Source organism: Rhizobium sp. CECT 9324, from assembly GCF_918741265.1.
Taxonomy (GTDB): domain Bacteria; phylum Pseudomonadota; class Alphaproteobacteria; order Rhizobiales; family Rhizobiaceae; genus Allorhizobium.
Map to the genome: position 1 here is coordinate 1,294,256 of NZ_CAKKMZ010000001.1, position 14,238 is coordinate 1,308,493.

The 14,238-nt window shown below is 61.9% G+C and carries 16 protein-coding genes; 10 read left to right on the plus strand and 6 right to left on the minus strand.

The window, feature by feature from the left end; translation table 11 throughout:
• Positions 1-132: 132 nt before the first annotated feature.
• The 3 genes from LQ231_RS06290 (at position 133) to LQ231_RS06300 (ending at position 2,127) form a co-directional block, all read left to right on the plus strand.
• Complete coding sequence (locus LQ231_RS06290) at positions 133-744, plus strand: HupE/UreJ family protein (protein WP_230170698.1); 612 nt, start codon at positions 133-135, stop codon at positions 742-744.
• Between the two features lie 70 nt (positions 745-814).
• Positions 815-1,522, plus strand: a complete 708-nt coding sequence (locus tag LQ231_RS06295; protein ID WP_230170699.1) for a hypothetical protein — start codon at positions 815-817, stop codon at positions 1,520-1,522.
• Positions 1,519-2,127: a DUF1007 family protein gene (locus LQ231_RS06300; RefSeq protein WP_230170700.1), complete on the plus strand. Its 609-nt coding sequence runs from the start codon at positions 1,519-1,521 to the stop codon at positions 2,125-2,127. Before LQ231_RS06295 ends, LQ231_RS06300 begins: the two co-directional genes overlap by 4 nt.
• Before the next feature lie 7 nt (positions 2,128-2,134).
• Here LQ231_RS06300 and LQ231_RS06305 read toward each other — a convergent pair whose 3' ends face one another.
• The 3 genes from LQ231_RS06305 to LQ231_RS06315 form a co-directional block, all read right to left on the minus strand.
• Entirely contained in the window at positions 2,135-3,016 is an 882-nt protein-coding gene (locus LQ231_RS06305; RefSeq protein WP_230170701.1) for a LysR family transcriptional regulator, read from the minus strand.
• Positions 3,017-3,019: 3 nt separating this feature from the next.
• Positions 3,020-3,346, minus strand: coding sequence for an antibiotic biosynthesis monooxygenase family protein (locus LQ231_RS06310; RefSeq protein WP_230170702.1), 327 nt, complete (start codon positions 3,344-3,346; stop codon positions 3,020-3,022).
• 142 nt (positions 3,347-3,488) lie between these two features.
• The gene (locus LQ231_RS06315; RefSeq protein WP_230170703.1) at positions 3,489-3,950 is read right to left on the minus strand and encodes an Rrf2 family transcriptional regulator; all 462 of its coding nucleotides are present in this window, start codon (positions 3,948-3,950) and stop codon (positions 3,489-3,491) included.
• Positions 3,951-4,093: 143 nt separating this feature from the next.
• On the opposite strand from LQ231_RS06315, the gene LQ231_RS06320 reads away from it, so the two are divergent.
• From LQ231_RS06320 to LQ231_RS06340, 5 genes are all read left to right on the plus strand, one after another.
• On the plus strand, positions 4,094-4,999 hold the full coding sequence (locus LQ231_RS06320) for an NAD(P)/FAD-dependent oxidoreductase (protein WP_230170704.1): 906 nt from the start codon (positions 4,094-4,096) through the stop codon (positions 4,997-4,999).
• A 116-nt stretch (positions 5,000-5,115) separates the two neighbouring features.
• Entirely contained in the window at positions 5,116-6,612 is a 1,497-nt protein-coding gene (locus LQ231_RS06325) for a CoA-acylating methylmalonate-semialdehyde dehydrogenase (protein WP_230170705.1), read from the plus strand.
• Positions 6,613-6,816: 204 nt separating this feature from the next.
• Positions 6,817-7,209: a GFA family protein gene (locus LQ231_RS06330; RefSeq protein ID WP_230170706.1), complete on the plus strand. Its 393-nt coding sequence runs from the start codon at positions 6,817-6,819 to the stop codon at positions 7,207-7,209.
• A gap of 121 nt (positions 7,210-7,330) precedes the next feature.
• Positions 7,331-8,404 carry a DUF898 family protein gene (locus LQ231_RS06335; protein WP_230170707.1) on the plus strand — a complete coding sequence of 358 codons (1,074 nt, stop codon included), beginning with the start codon at positions 7,331-7,333 and terminating at the stop codon, positions 8,402-8,404.
• A complete protein-coding gene (locus LQ231_RS06340) occupies positions 8,394-9,458 on the plus strand; it encodes a M48 family metallopeptidase (protein ID WP_230170709.1) in 1,065 nt (354 codons plus the stop codon). The genes LQ231_RS06335 and LQ231_RS06340 overlap by 11 nt, the downstream gene beginning before the upstream one ends.
• Before the next feature lie 79 nt (positions 9,459-9,537).
• Here LQ231_RS06340 and LQ231_RS06345 read toward each other — a convergent pair whose 3' ends face one another.
• Entirely contained in the window at positions 9,538-10,527 is a 990-nt protein-coding gene (locus LQ231_RS06345) for a Fe(3+) ABC transporter substrate-binding protein (protein WP_230173252.1), read from the minus strand.
• A 226-nt stretch (positions 10,528-10,753) separates the two neighbouring features.
• On the opposite strand from LQ231_RS06345, the gene rirA reads away from it, so the two are divergent.
• Complete coding sequence (rirA, locus tag LQ231_RS06350) at positions 10,754-11,254, plus strand: iron-responsive transcriptional regulator RirA (protein WP_113140380.1); 501 nt, start codon at positions 10,754-10,756, stop codon at positions 11,252-11,254.
• An 85-nt stretch (positions 11,255-11,339) separates the two neighbouring features.
• Here rirA and LQ231_RS06355 read toward each other — a convergent pair whose 3' ends face one another.
• Positions 11,340-11,825: a hypothetical protein gene (locus LQ231_RS06355; RefSeq protein WP_230170710.1), complete on the minus strand. Its 486-nt coding sequence runs from the start codon at positions 11,823-11,825 to the stop codon at positions 11,340-11,342.
• 265 nt (positions 11,826-12,090) lie between these two features.
• Between LQ231_RS06355 and LQ231_RS06360 the strand changes: the two genes are divergently transcribed.
• The gene (locus LQ231_RS06360; RefSeq protein ID WP_230170711.1) at positions 12,091-13,248 is read left to right on the plus strand and encodes a patatin-like phospholipase family protein; all 1,158 of its coding nucleotides are present in this window, start codon (positions 12,091-12,093) and stop codon (positions 13,246-13,248) included.
• 26 nt (positions 13,249-13,274) lie between these two features.
• Here the strand turns inward: LQ231_RS06360 and LQ231_RS06365 are convergent, their stop codons facing one another.
• Positions 13,275-14,219: a hydrogen peroxide-inducible genes activator gene (locus LQ231_RS06365; protein ID WP_230170712.1), complete on the minus strand. Its 945-nt coding sequence runs from the start codon at positions 14,217-14,219 to the stop codon at positions 13,275-13,277.
• Between the last annotated feature and the right edge of the window lie 19 nt (positions 14,220-14,238).

A 14,238-nucleotide genomic window follows, 5' to 3' on the forward strand; every position in this document is an offset into this window, starting at 1 on the left:
TAGATACGAACTGCCAATGTCTGCCTGCTGACCGGTCGCCTGACCAAGCACCTTCGGGCACCAGAGCGGGTGCCTGAAAGGGTGCCTGATCCGCCCGTCGACCGCGAACGCCTGCCAAATCCGGAGACCATCATGCCGCGCATTCTGTCCCGCTCCCGCCTTCACTCCCGCCTGCCCGTCCTTGTCGCCGCAGCAGCGCTTGCCGCCATGCCGGGGCTTGCAGAAGCGCATATCCTGACCGGCGAGGCCGGTGGCTTCCTGCATGGTTTCGAACATCCGCTCTCGGGTCTCGACCATCTGCTCGCCATGTTCTGCGTCGGTCTCTGGGGCGCGCAGATGGGTGGCCGCGCGGTCTGGAGCCTGCCGATCGCCTTTCCGCTGATCATGGTCGTCGGCGGCATCATGGGCATCGCCGGTCTCCCGCTGCCGGGCGTCGAAAGCGGCATTGCGCTGTCGATCGTCGTTCTCGGCGCAGCCATTGCCCTTGTCTGGCGCCCGCCGGAAATTCTTGCGCTTCTGGTCATCGGCGTCTTTGCGGTCTTCCATGGTTATGCCCATGGTGCCGAATTGCCGGGTGCTGCCGATCCGGCCGACTATGCCATCGGCTTTGTCGTCGCGACCGGCCTCATCCATCTCGCCGGCATTGCCGTGGGCCTCGCCTTCCAGCGATGGCGTGAGGGCAATCTGTCGCGCGCGCTCGGCGGGTTGATCGGCCTTGGTGGCCTGTATTTCCTCGTCGCCTGATGCGGCCCGCCCCGGTTGGTCCGGATGGCTTCTGGCGCGGCTGCGGCCGGTCGGTCCCGTGAGTGCGGTGATGCGAAAATCCGGATGGATACTGCTGGCCGCCGGTGGCGTATGTCTGCTGGTTTTGCTGGTGCTTGATCTGGCCGCCGGCCACCGCTGGCTGCTGCTCGACCTGTGCTCGGCCGAGCGTCTCCTGCCGCTGTTCGGGCTCGGCCTGTTGATCGGCCAGTTGCCGCAGCCGGCACGACTGGCGGCAGCCCTGTTGCTGGTCGCGGGGGCCGTGCTGGGACTGCTGCTGCGCGAACACGTTTATCTGCTGCTGGCGCCGATCCCCGCCGCCGCCGCCAACCTTTTCCTCACCGGCCCGCTCGCCTGCGTGCTGACTGGCTTGGCCCTGGTTCTGCCGCGCCCCGCGAGGCCTTATGTCGGCCTGCCGCTGGTCCCGCTGGTCGCAGCGGCGATCGCCATCGCGACGCGGCTGGGCGATCCGACGCTGTATGCGCCGCATTATCTCGCTCAGGCCCTTCTGGCCCAGCTCTGGTTCGTCGCCGTCATCGCGCTGCCGGTCATGCGGTTCGACCCGCCCTGGCTGTCGATCGGCAGCCGCATCCTCGCCAGCTGGATGATCGCCATCGGCCTGCTTTATGGTGGCGCCTATCTGGCGGCCCAGGACAAGAGCCTGACGCCGCCACCCTTTGCCGCGCTCGGCGGCGAGGGCGCGTTCGCAGGCTTCGAGCCGCTTCTCCCGGCGCTCGACAAGGCCGGAGCCGGGCGATGAGACGCGCGACAGGATATCGCCCGCTGTTCACCCGGTTTGTTTTCGCCGCGAGCCTGCTGTTTGCCGCGCCGGCGTTTGCCCATCCCGATATGGCGGTGACGGCGCGCTTCCTGTTCGACTTTCATGCCGGCCAGCTGACCGGCATGGCAGAGCGGCTCGCCTTTGATGCACTGACCAGCGCCCGGCTTCTGCAACGCGTCGATGCCGATCGCGATGGCGCGCTCGGCCCTGAGGAGGCGGAACGCCTGGCAACCGAGATCGCCGCCAACCTGCAAGGCCGTGGCTTCTTCACCGAAATCACGGTCGCGGGAAGGCCTGTTCGGCTGGCTGCGCCAAGCGCGCGCCATGTGACGATGGAGGCGGGGCATATCGTCCTCAATCTCGCCTTTGCCCTGCACGATCCCGCTCGGCTGGAAGGTGGCACACGGCTGGAACTGATGCTGCGCGACCGCGACCTGACGCTCGCCTTCCGCTTCGCGCCGGATCGGCCGCTGATCCTGCGCGGCGATGACGGGCGCTGCACGACGACGATAGAGCCGAAGCCGGATGCGGTCTATTTCGGCGGCCTCGTCACCCCGGAGGTGGCCGTTCTCGCCTGCCGCTGAGCCGGCCTCAGCTGAAAATCGCCCGGTCCGCCTCGACGGCTTCCTGCAGGAACTGCACCACGGCGCGCACACGCACCAGTTCGCGCGCGCTTTCGTGGAAAGTCGTCCAGTAGGCGCGCCGGATCGTGACATCGGGCATGACCCGCACGAGGCTTTTATGTTGGCGCGCGATATAGCTGTGCAGGATGCCGATGCCGGCTCCGGCCAGCACCGCTTCCGTCTGGCCGATCGCCGAGGAGATTTCGAAGCCGGCATTCCAGTCGCGCATCACTTCGCCGGTGAAATTGAGCGACGGCGTGAAGATCAGGTCCTCCACATAGCCGACGCGGCGATGGGTCTTCAGCGCCTCCGGCGTCGCCGGCAGTCCGTGCGCCTCGGCATATGATTTCGCGGCATAGAGCCCAAGCGTGTAGTCGACGAGCTTGGACGAGACGAGCCGCCCCTGGTCGGGACGCTCCAGTGTCACCGCGATGTCCGCCTCGCGCTGTGACAGCGAAAAAGAGCGTGGCACCGGCACGAGCTGGATCTTCAGTTCCGGATGTCGCTCGATCAGGGCGCCGAGCCGTGAGGCGAGGAAGAACACGCCGAAACCATCAGGCGCGCCGATGCGCACGGTGCCCGCCACCTGCGTATCGGTCCGCCCCAGGCGGGCCTGAGCCTCCAGCATCTCGGTTTCCATGCGCTCGGCGGAAGCGAGAAATGCCTCACCCTCGGCGGTCAGCTCGCAGCCATTGGTACGGCGGATGAACAGCCGCGTCTTCAACGCTTCCTCAAGCGACGTCAGCCGCCGCGACAGGGTCGCATGGTTCAGGCCGAGGCGCCGTGATGCGCCAAGGATCTGGCCGGTACGCGCAACCGCCAGGAATATCCGCACATCGTCCCAGTTCATCGTCTAGTCCATCTTGCTGCGCATGAGGAGCGGATCGACATCGATCAGCCGCAGGGCTTTGACCATGCCGGACGTCAGGCTTTTGTATTTGAGAAAATGCGGCGTTTGCAGATGGGCCTCGTAGTCCCTTTGGCTGGCATAGACTTCGAGGATGCGGATCTGGTTCGGTTCATCCCTGAGAGCGACCGCATTCAGCATGAGCACGCCCGCTTCCATGGTGACGGAAGCCTCGATCTCCTCGGCCAGCAGCAGGCGATAGGCCTCCAACTGGTCCGCCTCGATCTCCAGTTCGGCCATTCTGACGATCGGGGCAGTGCGCGCTTCGCTCATCTCGGGGGTCCCGCAAGGATTGGTTACATCAATTTTCGCACAGCAGGCGCCAGTTTCATAGCGCTGACCTGTTGAATTTGAAGTGTCCACTCGCGATCAGGAGGTGTCACGTCCCGCCTGGGAAAGCCTTGGCGACGCTAAATCACAGCCCGGAGCCTGACAAACCGGTGTCCAGCCCGAGCAGGGAAAGTTTATTCTCGAAACTGTCGGCGATGTCCGACAGGCGGATCGTCGAGAAGCGCGAAAGCAGCAATTCTTCTGCCGCGCGCCTGGCGTCCTCCAGCGCTTCGTTGACCGCGATCTCGACCAGGCAACCGGCATGGTCGGAAGATGTGACCAGACAGAAGAGCTCCGGCCGCTCCAGCGCGTCATAGACGTCAAGCAGGGTGATATCGGCCAGCGGTTTGGCCAGCCGCCAGCCGCCGCCATGGCCCTTTTCCGACTGCACGTATCCGCGCTCGCGCAGGCCCGCCATCGTCCGGCGCACGACGACGGGATTGGTGTTGAGTATTTTGGCGATCATCTCGGACGTCATGCTGTCGGCATGGCGGTCGAGATGGATCAATACATGCAGCATGCGCGACAGCCGTGTGTCACCTCGCATCGGCGTATCCTTCTGGGCTTGGATGTATCCGTTAGCGCAAAGTGCCTTATGCAACAAGCGGAGTTACATCACTTGACGGGCGCCGCTTCTGTAACTTATGAAAGTACGTGACTTGAAAAGATACGTGAGAAAGGAGCCTGATCATGAAATTTGATGCGATCGTCGTCGGTGGAAGCTTCGCCGGCCTGTCGGCTGCCATGCAGCTCGTGCGCGCCCGAAAACATGTGCTGATGGTCGACGCCGGTCGTCCGCGCAATCGTTTCGCCGCGACCGCGCATGGCTTTCTCGGCCAGGACAATCGCCGCCCGGCCGATATCCGTGCGGATGCGCTGGCCCAGCTCGGCCGTTATCCGACCTTGACGCTGTGGGAGGACGAGGCGCTAATGGCCGAGCGCCGCATCGGCGGCTTCCATCTCGAGCTGGCCGAGCATGGCACCGCCGAAAGCACTGTCCTGATCCTTGCCCTTGGCGTCGAGGATACGCTGCCGGCGATACCGGGCCTTGCCGAACGCTGGGGCAGGAGCGTGCTGCATTGCCCCTATTGCCACGGCTTTGAGATCGGCGGCGGCCCGATCGGTATCCTCGCCTCCTCGCCGCTTGCCGCACACCAGGGCGGACTTCTGCCCGATTGTGGCAAGACCACCATGTTTGTCGAGCCGGGCGTGACATTCGATGAGGAGCTCTCCGCGATGCTCTCGGCACGGGGCGTTTCAATGGAAACCGAACGTGTCGTCGAACTGCTGGGAGAGGGGCAGGGCCTGCAGGGTGTCCGCCTCGCCGATGGACGCATGGTCGAGGTGCACGCCCTCTTCGCCCAGTCCCAGGTTGCCATCGCTTCCCCGCTCGCCAGCCAACTCGGGTTGGAGCTGGAGGAAAGTCCTCAAGGGTTCCACATCAGGGCCGAAATGGGCCGCACCAGCATGCCCGGTGTCTTTGCCGCCGGCGATGCCGCGAGCCCAATGCACAATGCCACCCTCGCCAGCGTAGCGGGTGTCATGGCCGGGGTGTCGGCGCACCGGGCGCTGATCGAGGCGTCTTTGTGGGAGTAATCACCGGGCAATAAAAGAAGGTGGCTACGATTTGCGCACAACGGATGCGGTAATCATCGCGTTGATTTGTCAAAATCAAAGCGCATACTGCCTGCATAACAATCAGGAGGACACCCATGTATCAGGTAGGTCATTTCATCGGCGGCAAGCATGTCGCCGGCACCTCTGGTCGCAAGCAGCCGATCTACAATCCGGCAACCGGCGAAGTGCAGGGCGAAGTCTCGCTGGCGAGCGCCGAAGAGCTCAATGCAGCCGTCGAGAACGCCAAGTCGGCCCAGGCCAAGTGGGCCGCCACGAACCCGCAGCGCCGCGCCCGCGTCTTCATGAAGTTCGTCCAGCTGCTGAACGACAACATGGACAGCCTCGCCGAGATCCTCTCGCGCGAGCACGGCAAGACCATCGAAGACGCCAAGGGCGATGTCATCCGTGGTCTCGAAGTCTGCGAATTCGTCATCGGTATCCCGCATCTGTCGAAGAGCGAATTCACCGAAGGCGCTGGCCCGAACATCGACATGTATTCGATCCGCCAGGCTGTCGGCATCGGCGCCGGCATCACGCCGTTCAACTTCCCGGCCATGATCCCGATGTGGATGTTTGCGCCTGCCATCGCCTGCGGCAACGCCTTCATCCTGAAGCCTTCGGAGCGCGACCCGTCCGTTCCGATCCGCCTCGCCGAACTGATGATCGAGGCAGGCCTCCCGGCCGGCATCCTCAACGTCGTCAACGGCGACAAGTCGGCCGTCGATGGCATCCTGACCCACCCGGACATCTCTGCCGTCTCCTTCGTCGGCTCGACCCCGATCGCCCGCTACGTCTACGGAACGGCGGCCATGAACGGCAAGCGCGCCCAGTGCTTCGGCGGCGCCAAGAACCACATGATTATCATGCCCGACGCCGATCTCGACCAGGCCGCTCAGGCGCTGATGGGGGCCGGCTACGGCTCGGCCGGCGAACGCTGCATGGCGATCTCGGTCGCAGTACCGGTCGGCGAAGAAACTGCAAACCGGCTGATCGACAAGCTCACCCCGATGGTCGAATCCTTGCGCATCGGCCCTTACACCGATGACAAGGCCGATCTCGGCCCGGTTATCACCAAGGAAGCCCAGGCACGTATCCGCGGCCTGATCGACAGTGGCGTCGAAGCCGGTGCCAAGCTCGTCGTCGACGGCCGCGATTTCAAGCTCCAGGGCTATGAAAACGGCTACTTCGTCGGTGGCTGCCTGTTCGATAACGTCACGCCCGATATGGACATCTACAAGACCGAGATCTTCGGCCCCGTCCTGTCTGTCGTCCGCGCCAAGACCTATGAGGAAGCCCTCGATCTGCCGATGAAGCATGAATACGGCAATGGCGTTGCCATCTACACCCGCGACGGCGACGCCGCCCGGGACTTCGCCTCCCGCATCAATATCGGCATGGTCGGCATCAACGTGCCGATCCCGGTTCCGCTCGCCTACCACTCCTTCGGCGGCTGGAAGTCCTCGTCCTTCGGCGATCTCAACCAGCACGGCACGGATTCGATCAAGTTCTGGACCCGGACCAAGACGGTCACCAGCCGCTGGCCGTCGGGCATCAAGGACGGCGCCGAATTCGTCATGCCGACGATGAAGTAATGCGCTTTGGCGTCCTCGCGGCACTTCGTTTGCTGCGGGCGCCGGGCGGGCATCAAGGACGGCAACGAATTCGCCATGCCGAGATGAAGTGATCCGCGCCGTCACCGGCAATGATATGCGCCACCCTGTCGCAAGGCAGGGTGGCGTTTGCTTGTCGAGCGCGCGAGATTGCAATAGCCTCTCCCGCAGCTGGGGAGGGCGGGAATGGCACGATTGAAATTGCACACCGGCGGCTGTTTGTGCGGCGCGCTGCGTTTTGAGGCGGAAGCACCGGCCGCGCGGCCGCATACCTGCTCCTGCAAGATGTGCCAGCGCCATACCGGCGCCCTGACCGCCACATGGGTCGAGTTCCCTCGCGATGCCGTGCGCTGGGTGGGGCCGGGTGGTGTGCCCGCCGTCTGGCGTTCATCGGAAATCTCGTCGCGCGCCTTCTGCAGCCAGTGCGGCTCGTCACTGGGTGCGATCGACGACGCGCCCACCATAGCCCTGCTTCTCGGCTGTTTTGATCGCCAGGCAAGTATCGAGCTGCGACCGACCTTTCATTCCTACCGCAGCACGCGACCGAAATGGTGGTGCGTCGAGATCCGCGAAACCTGACGGTATTCGGTTCGCCGCAGTGTCGTATCGCACTTGAGTGCCGCCGCCGGGCATGCTCATTGGCATTTGTGTGCCTTGGGGTGAAGGCCGCGTGTCCATTTGATCAGCTAAGGGATATTTCATGCAACAAGCAGTCTTCGGACGGGCATCCAACCTGAAGCGCGGCGATTTCCGCGGCAGCGCCGGCGAATATTTCGGCATCTGGATCGTCAATGTTCTTCTGACGATCGTCACCCTCGGCATCTATTCCGCCTGGGCCAAGGTCCGCCGCAATCGCTATTTCTACGGCAACAGCTTCGTTGACGATCATTCCTTCGACTATCACGCCCGTGGCATGCAGATCTTCGTCGGCCGGGCGATCGTTTTTGCCTATATCATCCTCTACAATATCGTCCTGACATTTATGCCGTTTGTCGGCATTGCACTTGGCGTGCTGATGCTGCTGCTTCTGCCGTGGATCGTCATGCGCAGCCTGCGTTTCAATGCGCGGGTCACAAGCTATCGCAACATTCGCTTCGATTTTACCGGCAAGACCTGGGGCGCCTTTGTTGCCATCATCATCGGCGGCGTGGTTGCACTGTTTTCGTTCGGCATTCTGGCACCCTTCGCCAGCCGCTGGCTCTATCGCTACATTTTCAACAATTTGCGCTACGGTGATCGTCCCTTTGCCACCGATCCGAAGATCGGCAGCCTCTACCGCGTCTGGCTACCGGCTTTCCTGATCATGATCGTCGGCATGGCACTTGGCACAGGCCTCGGCCTCCTGGCATATTTTTCCATGGCGGATAGCGCCTCCTTCGGCATGGAGGACGATCCGACATTCCAGATCGTCATGGCGATCTATGGCACACTGATCCCCGCATTCCTGCTGTTCGGCATCGCCGCGATCTTCTACCGCGTCGGCGTGCGCAATGTCGTGATGAACGCCACCACGCTTGATACCCGCCACCGCCTGTTTTCCGATCTCGGCCGGCTGCGCTATTTCTGGATCCTGGTGTCGAACCTGGTTGTCTCGGTCGTGACCCTCGGCCTGATGCGGCCATGGGCTGCCGTGCGCGAACACCGTTACGTCGTCACCCATTCCGGCATTGTCGTCGATGGCGAACTGGGCGAGGTTGTCGCTTCCATTCAGCAGTCCGGTTCTGCCGTGACGGCGGAATATCTCGATCTCGAAGGGTTCGATTTTGGCTTCTGATCCCACACGCATTGCAGCCGGTCGCTGGCATCCGCCAGGCTCCAGTCTCGCCTCGCCGGCGGGACTATCGGCGACGGGCAAGACCTTGTTCGTCAGCCTTGACGCAGAGATGCGCGATCCGGTCGCGGTCAACGACCTGTCGCGTGTCGACGTGTCGGCCCGTATCGGCCGCATCCCGCGCCGGATCACCTTTGCCGATGGGTCTCTCTTCGAGACCGAAGACAATGATGCCGTCGACCTCTGGCTCCGCAGCCACCAGCGCATCGGCTTCGTCCATGAACTGGAGCGCTTCCATCCGCGCCTGATCGGCGTCGTGCTGGCGATCTTCCTGATGGCCGGCCTGATCTACCGTTTTGCCGTTCCGGCCCTGGTGGAGGTTGCCGTCCTGGTGACCCCGCCCGTCGTCACGCAATGGATGGCGAGCGGCACGCTGATCTCGCTCGACAAGACGGTGTTCAGCGACAGTGATTTGCCGGAGGCAAAGCGCCGCGAGATCAGCGATGCCTTTGCCAGTGTTGCGGCCGTGTCGGTACGGGGTGTGGGCGGCTATAACTTGAATTTCCGCCGCGGTGGTCCGATCGGCGCCAATGCCTTTGCCTTGCCCGACGGCTCACTGGTGATCACCGATGAACTGGTGGAACTGGCCGCCGGCGATCTCGACATGATCACCGGCGTGCTCGCTCATGAAATCGGCCATGTCGAACGGGAGCACTCGCTGCGCCAGCTCTACCGTGCCGCGGGTACGGCAGGGCTGATCATGCTGATTGCCGGTGATATCGGCAGTGCCGGCGAAGACATCATGACCAATGGTGCGGCCCTGATGGCGCTGTCCTATTCGCGCGACGCCGAAAGCGAGGCAGACCGCGTATCGGTCGAACTGATGATCAAGGCCGGTCGCGACCCGGCGGCGATCAATCGTTTCTTCAGCCTGATCGAAAAGAAGTATGGCGGCAAGGATGACAGCTCGTTCCTGTCCACCCATCCCGGCACCGGCGATCGCCGCAAGGCGATCGAGGACTATGCCAAAGAGATGTCCGGCCGCCCGTCAGCCTGACGGGAGCCAGGCACAACGCATAAAAAAAGGGGCGACCTGACCGGTCGCCCCTTTCTGTCCGTGAAAAATCCGAAGCAGCTTAGTTGCTCGGGCCTTCGTTCAGGCCGACCTTGTCGACCAGCTCGGAGGCCACCTTGCGGTTGGCGGCGACATCGGTCAGCGCCAGGCTGTCGGGCTTGATCGTGCCGAAGCCGACAACGATGTCGGAAGGCTTGGCCTTCGGGCTGACCGGATATTCGAATACCTTCTCGGCATAGATGCCCTGGGCTTCATCCGAAGCGAGGAATTCCATCAGCTTGATCGCATTGTCCATGTTCGGCGCGTTCTTGGCGAGTGCCATGCCCGAGACGTTGACATGCGTGCCGCGATCGGCGGTATTCGGGAACAGCACCTTGATGGCGGCAGCCCATTCCTTTTCCTCGGGATCCTTCTCGTTGGTCAGCATCAGACCGACATAATAGGTATTGCCGAGCGAGATGTCGCATTCGCCGGCCATGATTGCCTTGGCCTGGCTGCGGTCATTGCCGTCGGGCTTGCGGGCCAGGTTCTGCTTGACGCCGGCCAGCCACTTTTCGGTGTATTCGGCGCCATGATGGGCGACCATCGAGGCAAACAGGCCGATATTGTAGGAGTGCTGCGCGTCGCGCATGCAAAGCTTGCCCTTCCACTTCGGATCGGCGAGCTCTTCATAGGTGATCGTGTTTTCCGTCACACGCTCCTTGGAGGCATAGACGACGCGACCGCGGGTGGTCAGACCGAACCAGTCGCCATCCTTGTCCCGGTACTGTGCCGGAATCTGGGAATTGATCCGTTCGTCGTTGAGCGGCTGCGTTACGCCGCCTTCCTTGGCTTCGGTCAGGCGGGCAATATCGACGGTCAGGATCAGGTCGGCCGGAGAATTGGCGCCTTCGGCCGCAATGCGCTCGACCAGTCCCTTGTCGAGAAACAGCACATTGGTCTTGATGCCGGTTTCCTTGGTGAACGTATCCATCAGCGGCTGGATCAGCTCCGGCTGACGATAGGAATAGATATTGACCTCGCCATCGGCCAAGGCGGCGCCAGCGGTCATCGAAAGGGCCGAAACAGCGCTCAGCGCAAGACGGGTAAAGTGGGTTTTCATCATGATTTTACCTCCCTGTTGAATTACTTGAGCCGCATATTCATAATTTGCTCCGGGGTGTCAATCACGCTAAGCTTCACTCACAATTTCGTGAGTTCAGAACTTGAGTATTTTGGAATTGTTCAAAACTACAAAAGGCGCTATATAAGGCCAAAGTGAAACTGAGGAATCATGCATGCGTTTGACAAAGCAGACAAATTACGCAGTGCGCATGCTCATGTACTGCGCTGCGAACCAGGAAAACCTGAGTCGGATCCCGGAAATCGCCAGATCTTATGGCGTGTCTGAGCTCTTCCTGTTCAAGATTCTCCAGCCTTTGAACAAGGCGGGTCTGGTTGAAACCGTGCGCGGTCGCAACGGTGGCGTGCGCCTCGGTCGTGCCGCCGACAAGATCACCCTGTTCGATGTCGTGCGCGTCACGGAAGACAGCTTCGCGATGGCCGAATGTTTCGAAGATGATGGTGATGTGGATTGTCCGCTGATCGATAGCTGTGGCCTGAACTCGGCCCTGCGCAAGGCTCTGAATGCCTTCTTCGACGTGCTGTCGCAGTACACGATCGACGACCTGGTCAAGACGCGTCCGCAGATCAACTTCCTGCTTGGGTTGAATGAATTTTCGCCCAAGGGCATCGCGGCCACGGCCGCAGCTGCTGCCTTGACTGCGCCCGCTGCTTGAAGACCACCCGAGGATTGGCGCCGATGCGCCATCCCGGGGATCGGACCTGATCCTGCCGACCCGCTGTCACCAGCGGGTCTTTTTTTTAATCGGCTGCCTGGATCGTGATGATCCTGGCTTCGGTCTCGTTGCAAGCATCATCCAGGCAGACGGCGTTCATCCAGACTTCGCCATTGCCGAACATGACGCCGTCGCCGTTTACGAACAAGCTGCCATAGTCCTGGTTGACGATGACATCGGTGATCTCCGGGATGAAGATGTCGTAGTAGAGCGGCTCCAGGTCTTCCGCCTGGCGAAGCGTCTTGCGCTTGCCGTTGATCGTCACGGTGATCGGGTAGTCGATAAAGGCGGAAACCGCGATCGAATCTTCGTTGGCGATACGCCCCTGCAGGTCGGCGATCGTGGCTTTGAAGACTTCGGCATTGCCGAGCAGGTTTTCGATCTGCTGATCCACCTCGGTTTCGTCTGCGAGGGCGGGCGTCAACGACAGTGCCGAGGACATGAGGAACGCAAGCAGCGTGCGCGATAGAATCGTCCGGGACCGTGATCCCGCTTGCAGTTGAAGGCGCATGTTATCCCCAATGTCACAGATGTTGCCGCAGCTTAGGAGCTTGAGCGGAATTTAGCCAAGTCTTTGTTTGCAAGGTCGAACCTCTTTTGGGAAGGCTTCCACGCCATTTTGGCAGTTCGGCATGCCGATCGTGCCATTCCGCTGCCGGATTGAACGCCATGAGCGACCCTGTCGAAAGAGAAACGCAGTCTGGCGCTGACGGCACTGGTTCGGGCACGATTGATCCCTATATATGGTGCACTGCAACAATTTGTATCGAGCACCCATGTCCGACACCGCCAGCAATTCGGTTCGCAATTCCGACAGCAATCAGATTTTCGTTTTCCAAGGTGGCGGCGCGCTTGGCGCCTATCAGGCCGGTGCCTATGAAGCGCTGCACAAGCACGAGGTCGAGCCCGATTGGCTGGCCGGCATCTCCATCGGTGCCATCAACGCTGCGATCGTCGCGGGTAGCCCGCGCGAGAGCCGCATCGCCAATCTCCGTGCCTTCTGGGACATGGTTTCGTCTAGTCCGGGGTTTGGTTTCGGCGAAAGCGACAGCAGTTTGCGCCGGATGAACAATGATCTGGCCGCGATGGCGGGGACACTTTTCGGCGTACCTGGCTTCTTTTCGCCGCGCCTCTACACGCCGTTCCAGCTTGCCGCCAATCCTGCTGCGCTGATCAGCTATTACGATACCGATCCGCTGGTGAAGACGCTCGAGGCCCTGATCGATTTCGATCTTTTGAACGATGGATCGACCCGCCTCAGCCTGGGTGCCGTCGATGTCCAGTCGGGCAATTTCGCCTATTTCGACAACCGCCAGACCAAGCTTGATGCCCGTCACATCGCCGCATCCGGGGCGCTGCCGCCGGGCTTTGCTCCGATCGAGATCGATGGCCGTTTCTATTGGGATGGTGGCCTCGTCTCCAATACCCCGCTGCAACATGTGCTGGCGGTCAATGAGGCAACCCGCGATCTGGAAATTTTCCAGGTCGATCTCTTCAGCGCCCGCGGGGCCATGCCGCGCGATCAGTTCGAAGTGGAAAGCCGGGTCAAGGAAATCCGTTATTCCAGCCGCACCCGCATGAACACCGATGAATTCGCCAGAAAGCAGGTGGTCCGGCGCGCTGCCAAGCGCCTGCTGGAAAAGCTGCCGCCGGAATTCCTCGACGATGAAGACGCCAGGATCCTGCGATCCATCGGCCAGGAATATGATGTCACGATCGTCCACCTGATCCATCGCCGTGCCGCCTATGCCACCCATGCAATGGATGTCGAATTCTCCCGCCGCTCGATCAACGAGCACTGGCAGGCCGGCTATGACGATGTGAGCTACACGCTCAACCATTCCAAATGGCGCAACCGCGGCAGGCCCAAGGACGGCATCCAGATCTTCGATCTGGCGCGCGAACGTCACGACAACCGGGCTGTCGTGTCCTAAAGCGGTTGATTGAAAAGCGGGCGGCGCTACGACGCAATCGGACGCACCCGCACGGTGCTGTCCCGCAGCAGCTGTTTCGAAGGCTCGCGCCGGCTGGCGATGATCGCATGGGCCAGCGCCTCCATGTCGGCGCGCCGTGGGTTGGAGCGGCGCCAGACCAGTCCGATCTCGCGGGCCGGCTGCGGTTCGGCAAACGGCACGATGCGCAGATGGTTGCGGCTGGTCTCCGTCTCGACGGCCATTTCCGGGATCAGCGTCATGCCCATGTCGTGCGACACCATCTGCAGCAGCGTTGCCATGGAGGTCGCGCCGAAATTGATCAGGCTGCGCCGGTTGGCCGCCTTGCACACGGCCAGTGCCTGATCGCGCAGGCAATGTCCTTCTTCAAGCAGCAGCAATCGTTCCGGGTCTACCTGGGTTTCGGTGAGCGGTGATAGAAGCACGTCGCTGTCGTTTTCGGCCATGGCCATGAAGAAGCGATCGGTGAACAGGTGGATGTCGACGAAATTGTCGGCTTCGATCGGCAGGGCAGCGATCATCGCGTCGATCCGCCCTTCGGCGAGATCCGCGGACAGGCGGTCCGTCACCGCTTCCTTGAGTTCCAGTTCGATCAACGGATGCATGCGCCGTAGATAAGGCACCACCTGCGGCACCAGATAGGGCGCAACCGTCGGGATAATGCCGAGCCTGAGCAGACCCTCGAGCGTGCCGCTGTTTTGCCGCGCCGCCTGTTCGAGCCGGTCCACCGATGAAAGCACCAGGCGTGCATGCGCCAGAAGCTCGGCGCCCTTGGCCGTCAGCAAGGTCGATCCGCGGGTCCGCTCGATCAGCTTGACCCCGAGATGACGCTCCAGTTCCATGATCTGCGTCGACAGCGCCGGTTGGCTGACATGCACCATTTCCGCGGCACGACCGAAATGCAGGGTGGTGGCAAGAGCCTCGAAATAGCGCAGCTGACGAATGGTAATCATGATAGGAATATCCTATCGA

What these genes read in the sequence shown, in the direction of transcription:
- LQ231_RS06345 (WP_230173252.1), bottom strand. Translation starts at nt 10,527, where the DNA reads ATGACCGCTGGCGCCGCCTTGGCCGATGGCGAGGTCAATATCTATTCC.
- LQ231_RS06320 (WP_230170704.1), top strand. Translation starts at nt 4,094, where the DNA reads ATGAAATTTGATGCGATCGTCGTCGGTGGAAGCTTCGCCGGCCTGTCG.
- LQ231_RS06310 (WP_230170702.1), bottom strand. Translation starts at nt 3,346, where the DNA reads ATGAGCGAAGCGCGCACTGCCCCGATCGTCAGAATGGCCGAACTGGAG.
- LQ231_RS06335 (WP_230170707.1), top strand. Translation starts at nt 7,331, where the DNA reads ATGCAACAAGCAGTCTTCGGACGGGCATCCAACCTGAAGCGCGGCGAT.
- LQ231_RS06360 (WP_230170711.1), top strand. Translation starts at nt 12,091, where the DNA reads ATGTCCGACACCGCCAGCAATTCGGTTCGCAATTCCGACAGCAATCAG.
- LQ231_RS06330 (WP_230170706.1), top strand. Translation starts at nt 6,817, where the DNA reads ATGGCACGATTGAAATTGCACACCGGCGGCTGTTTGTGCGGCGCGCTG.
- LQ231_RS06365 (WP_230170712.1), bottom strand. Translation starts at nt 14,219, where the DNA reads ATGATTACCATTCGTCAGCTGCGCTATTTCGAGGCTCTTGCCACCACC.
- LQ231_RS06300 (WP_230170700.1), top strand. Translation starts at nt 1,519, where the DNA reads ATGAGACGCGCGACAGGATATCGCCCGCTGTTCACCCGGTTTGTTTTC.
- LQ231_RS06355 (WP_230170710.1), bottom strand. Translation starts at nt 11,825, where the DNA reads ATGCGCCTTCAACTGCAAGCGGGATCACGGTCCCGGACGATTCTATCG.
- LQ231_RS06295 (WP_230170699.1), top strand. Translation starts at nt 815, where the DNA reads ATGCGAAAATCCGGATGGATACTGCTGGCCGCCGGTGGCGTATGTCTG.
- rirA (WP_113140380.1), top strand. Translation starts at nt 10,754, where the DNA reads ATGCGTTTGACAAAGCAGACAAATTACGCAGTGCGCATGCTCATGTAC.
- LQ231_RS06325 (WP_230170705.1), top strand. Translation starts at nt 5,116, where the DNA reads ATGTATCAGGTAGGTCATTTCATCGGCGGCAAGCATGTCGCCGGCACC.
- LQ231_RS06290 (WP_230170698.1), top strand. Translation starts at nt 133, where the DNA reads ATGCCGCGCATTCTGTCCCGCTCCCGCCTTCACTCCCGCCTGCCCGTC.
- LQ231_RS06305 (WP_230170701.1), bottom strand. Translation starts at nt 3,016, where the DNA reads ATGAACTGGGACGATGTGCGGATATTCCTGGCGGTTGCGCGTACCGGC.
- LQ231_RS06315 (WP_230170703.1), bottom strand. Translation starts at nt 3,950, where the DNA reads ATGCGAGGTGACACACGGCTGTCGCGCATGCTGCATGTATTGATCCAT.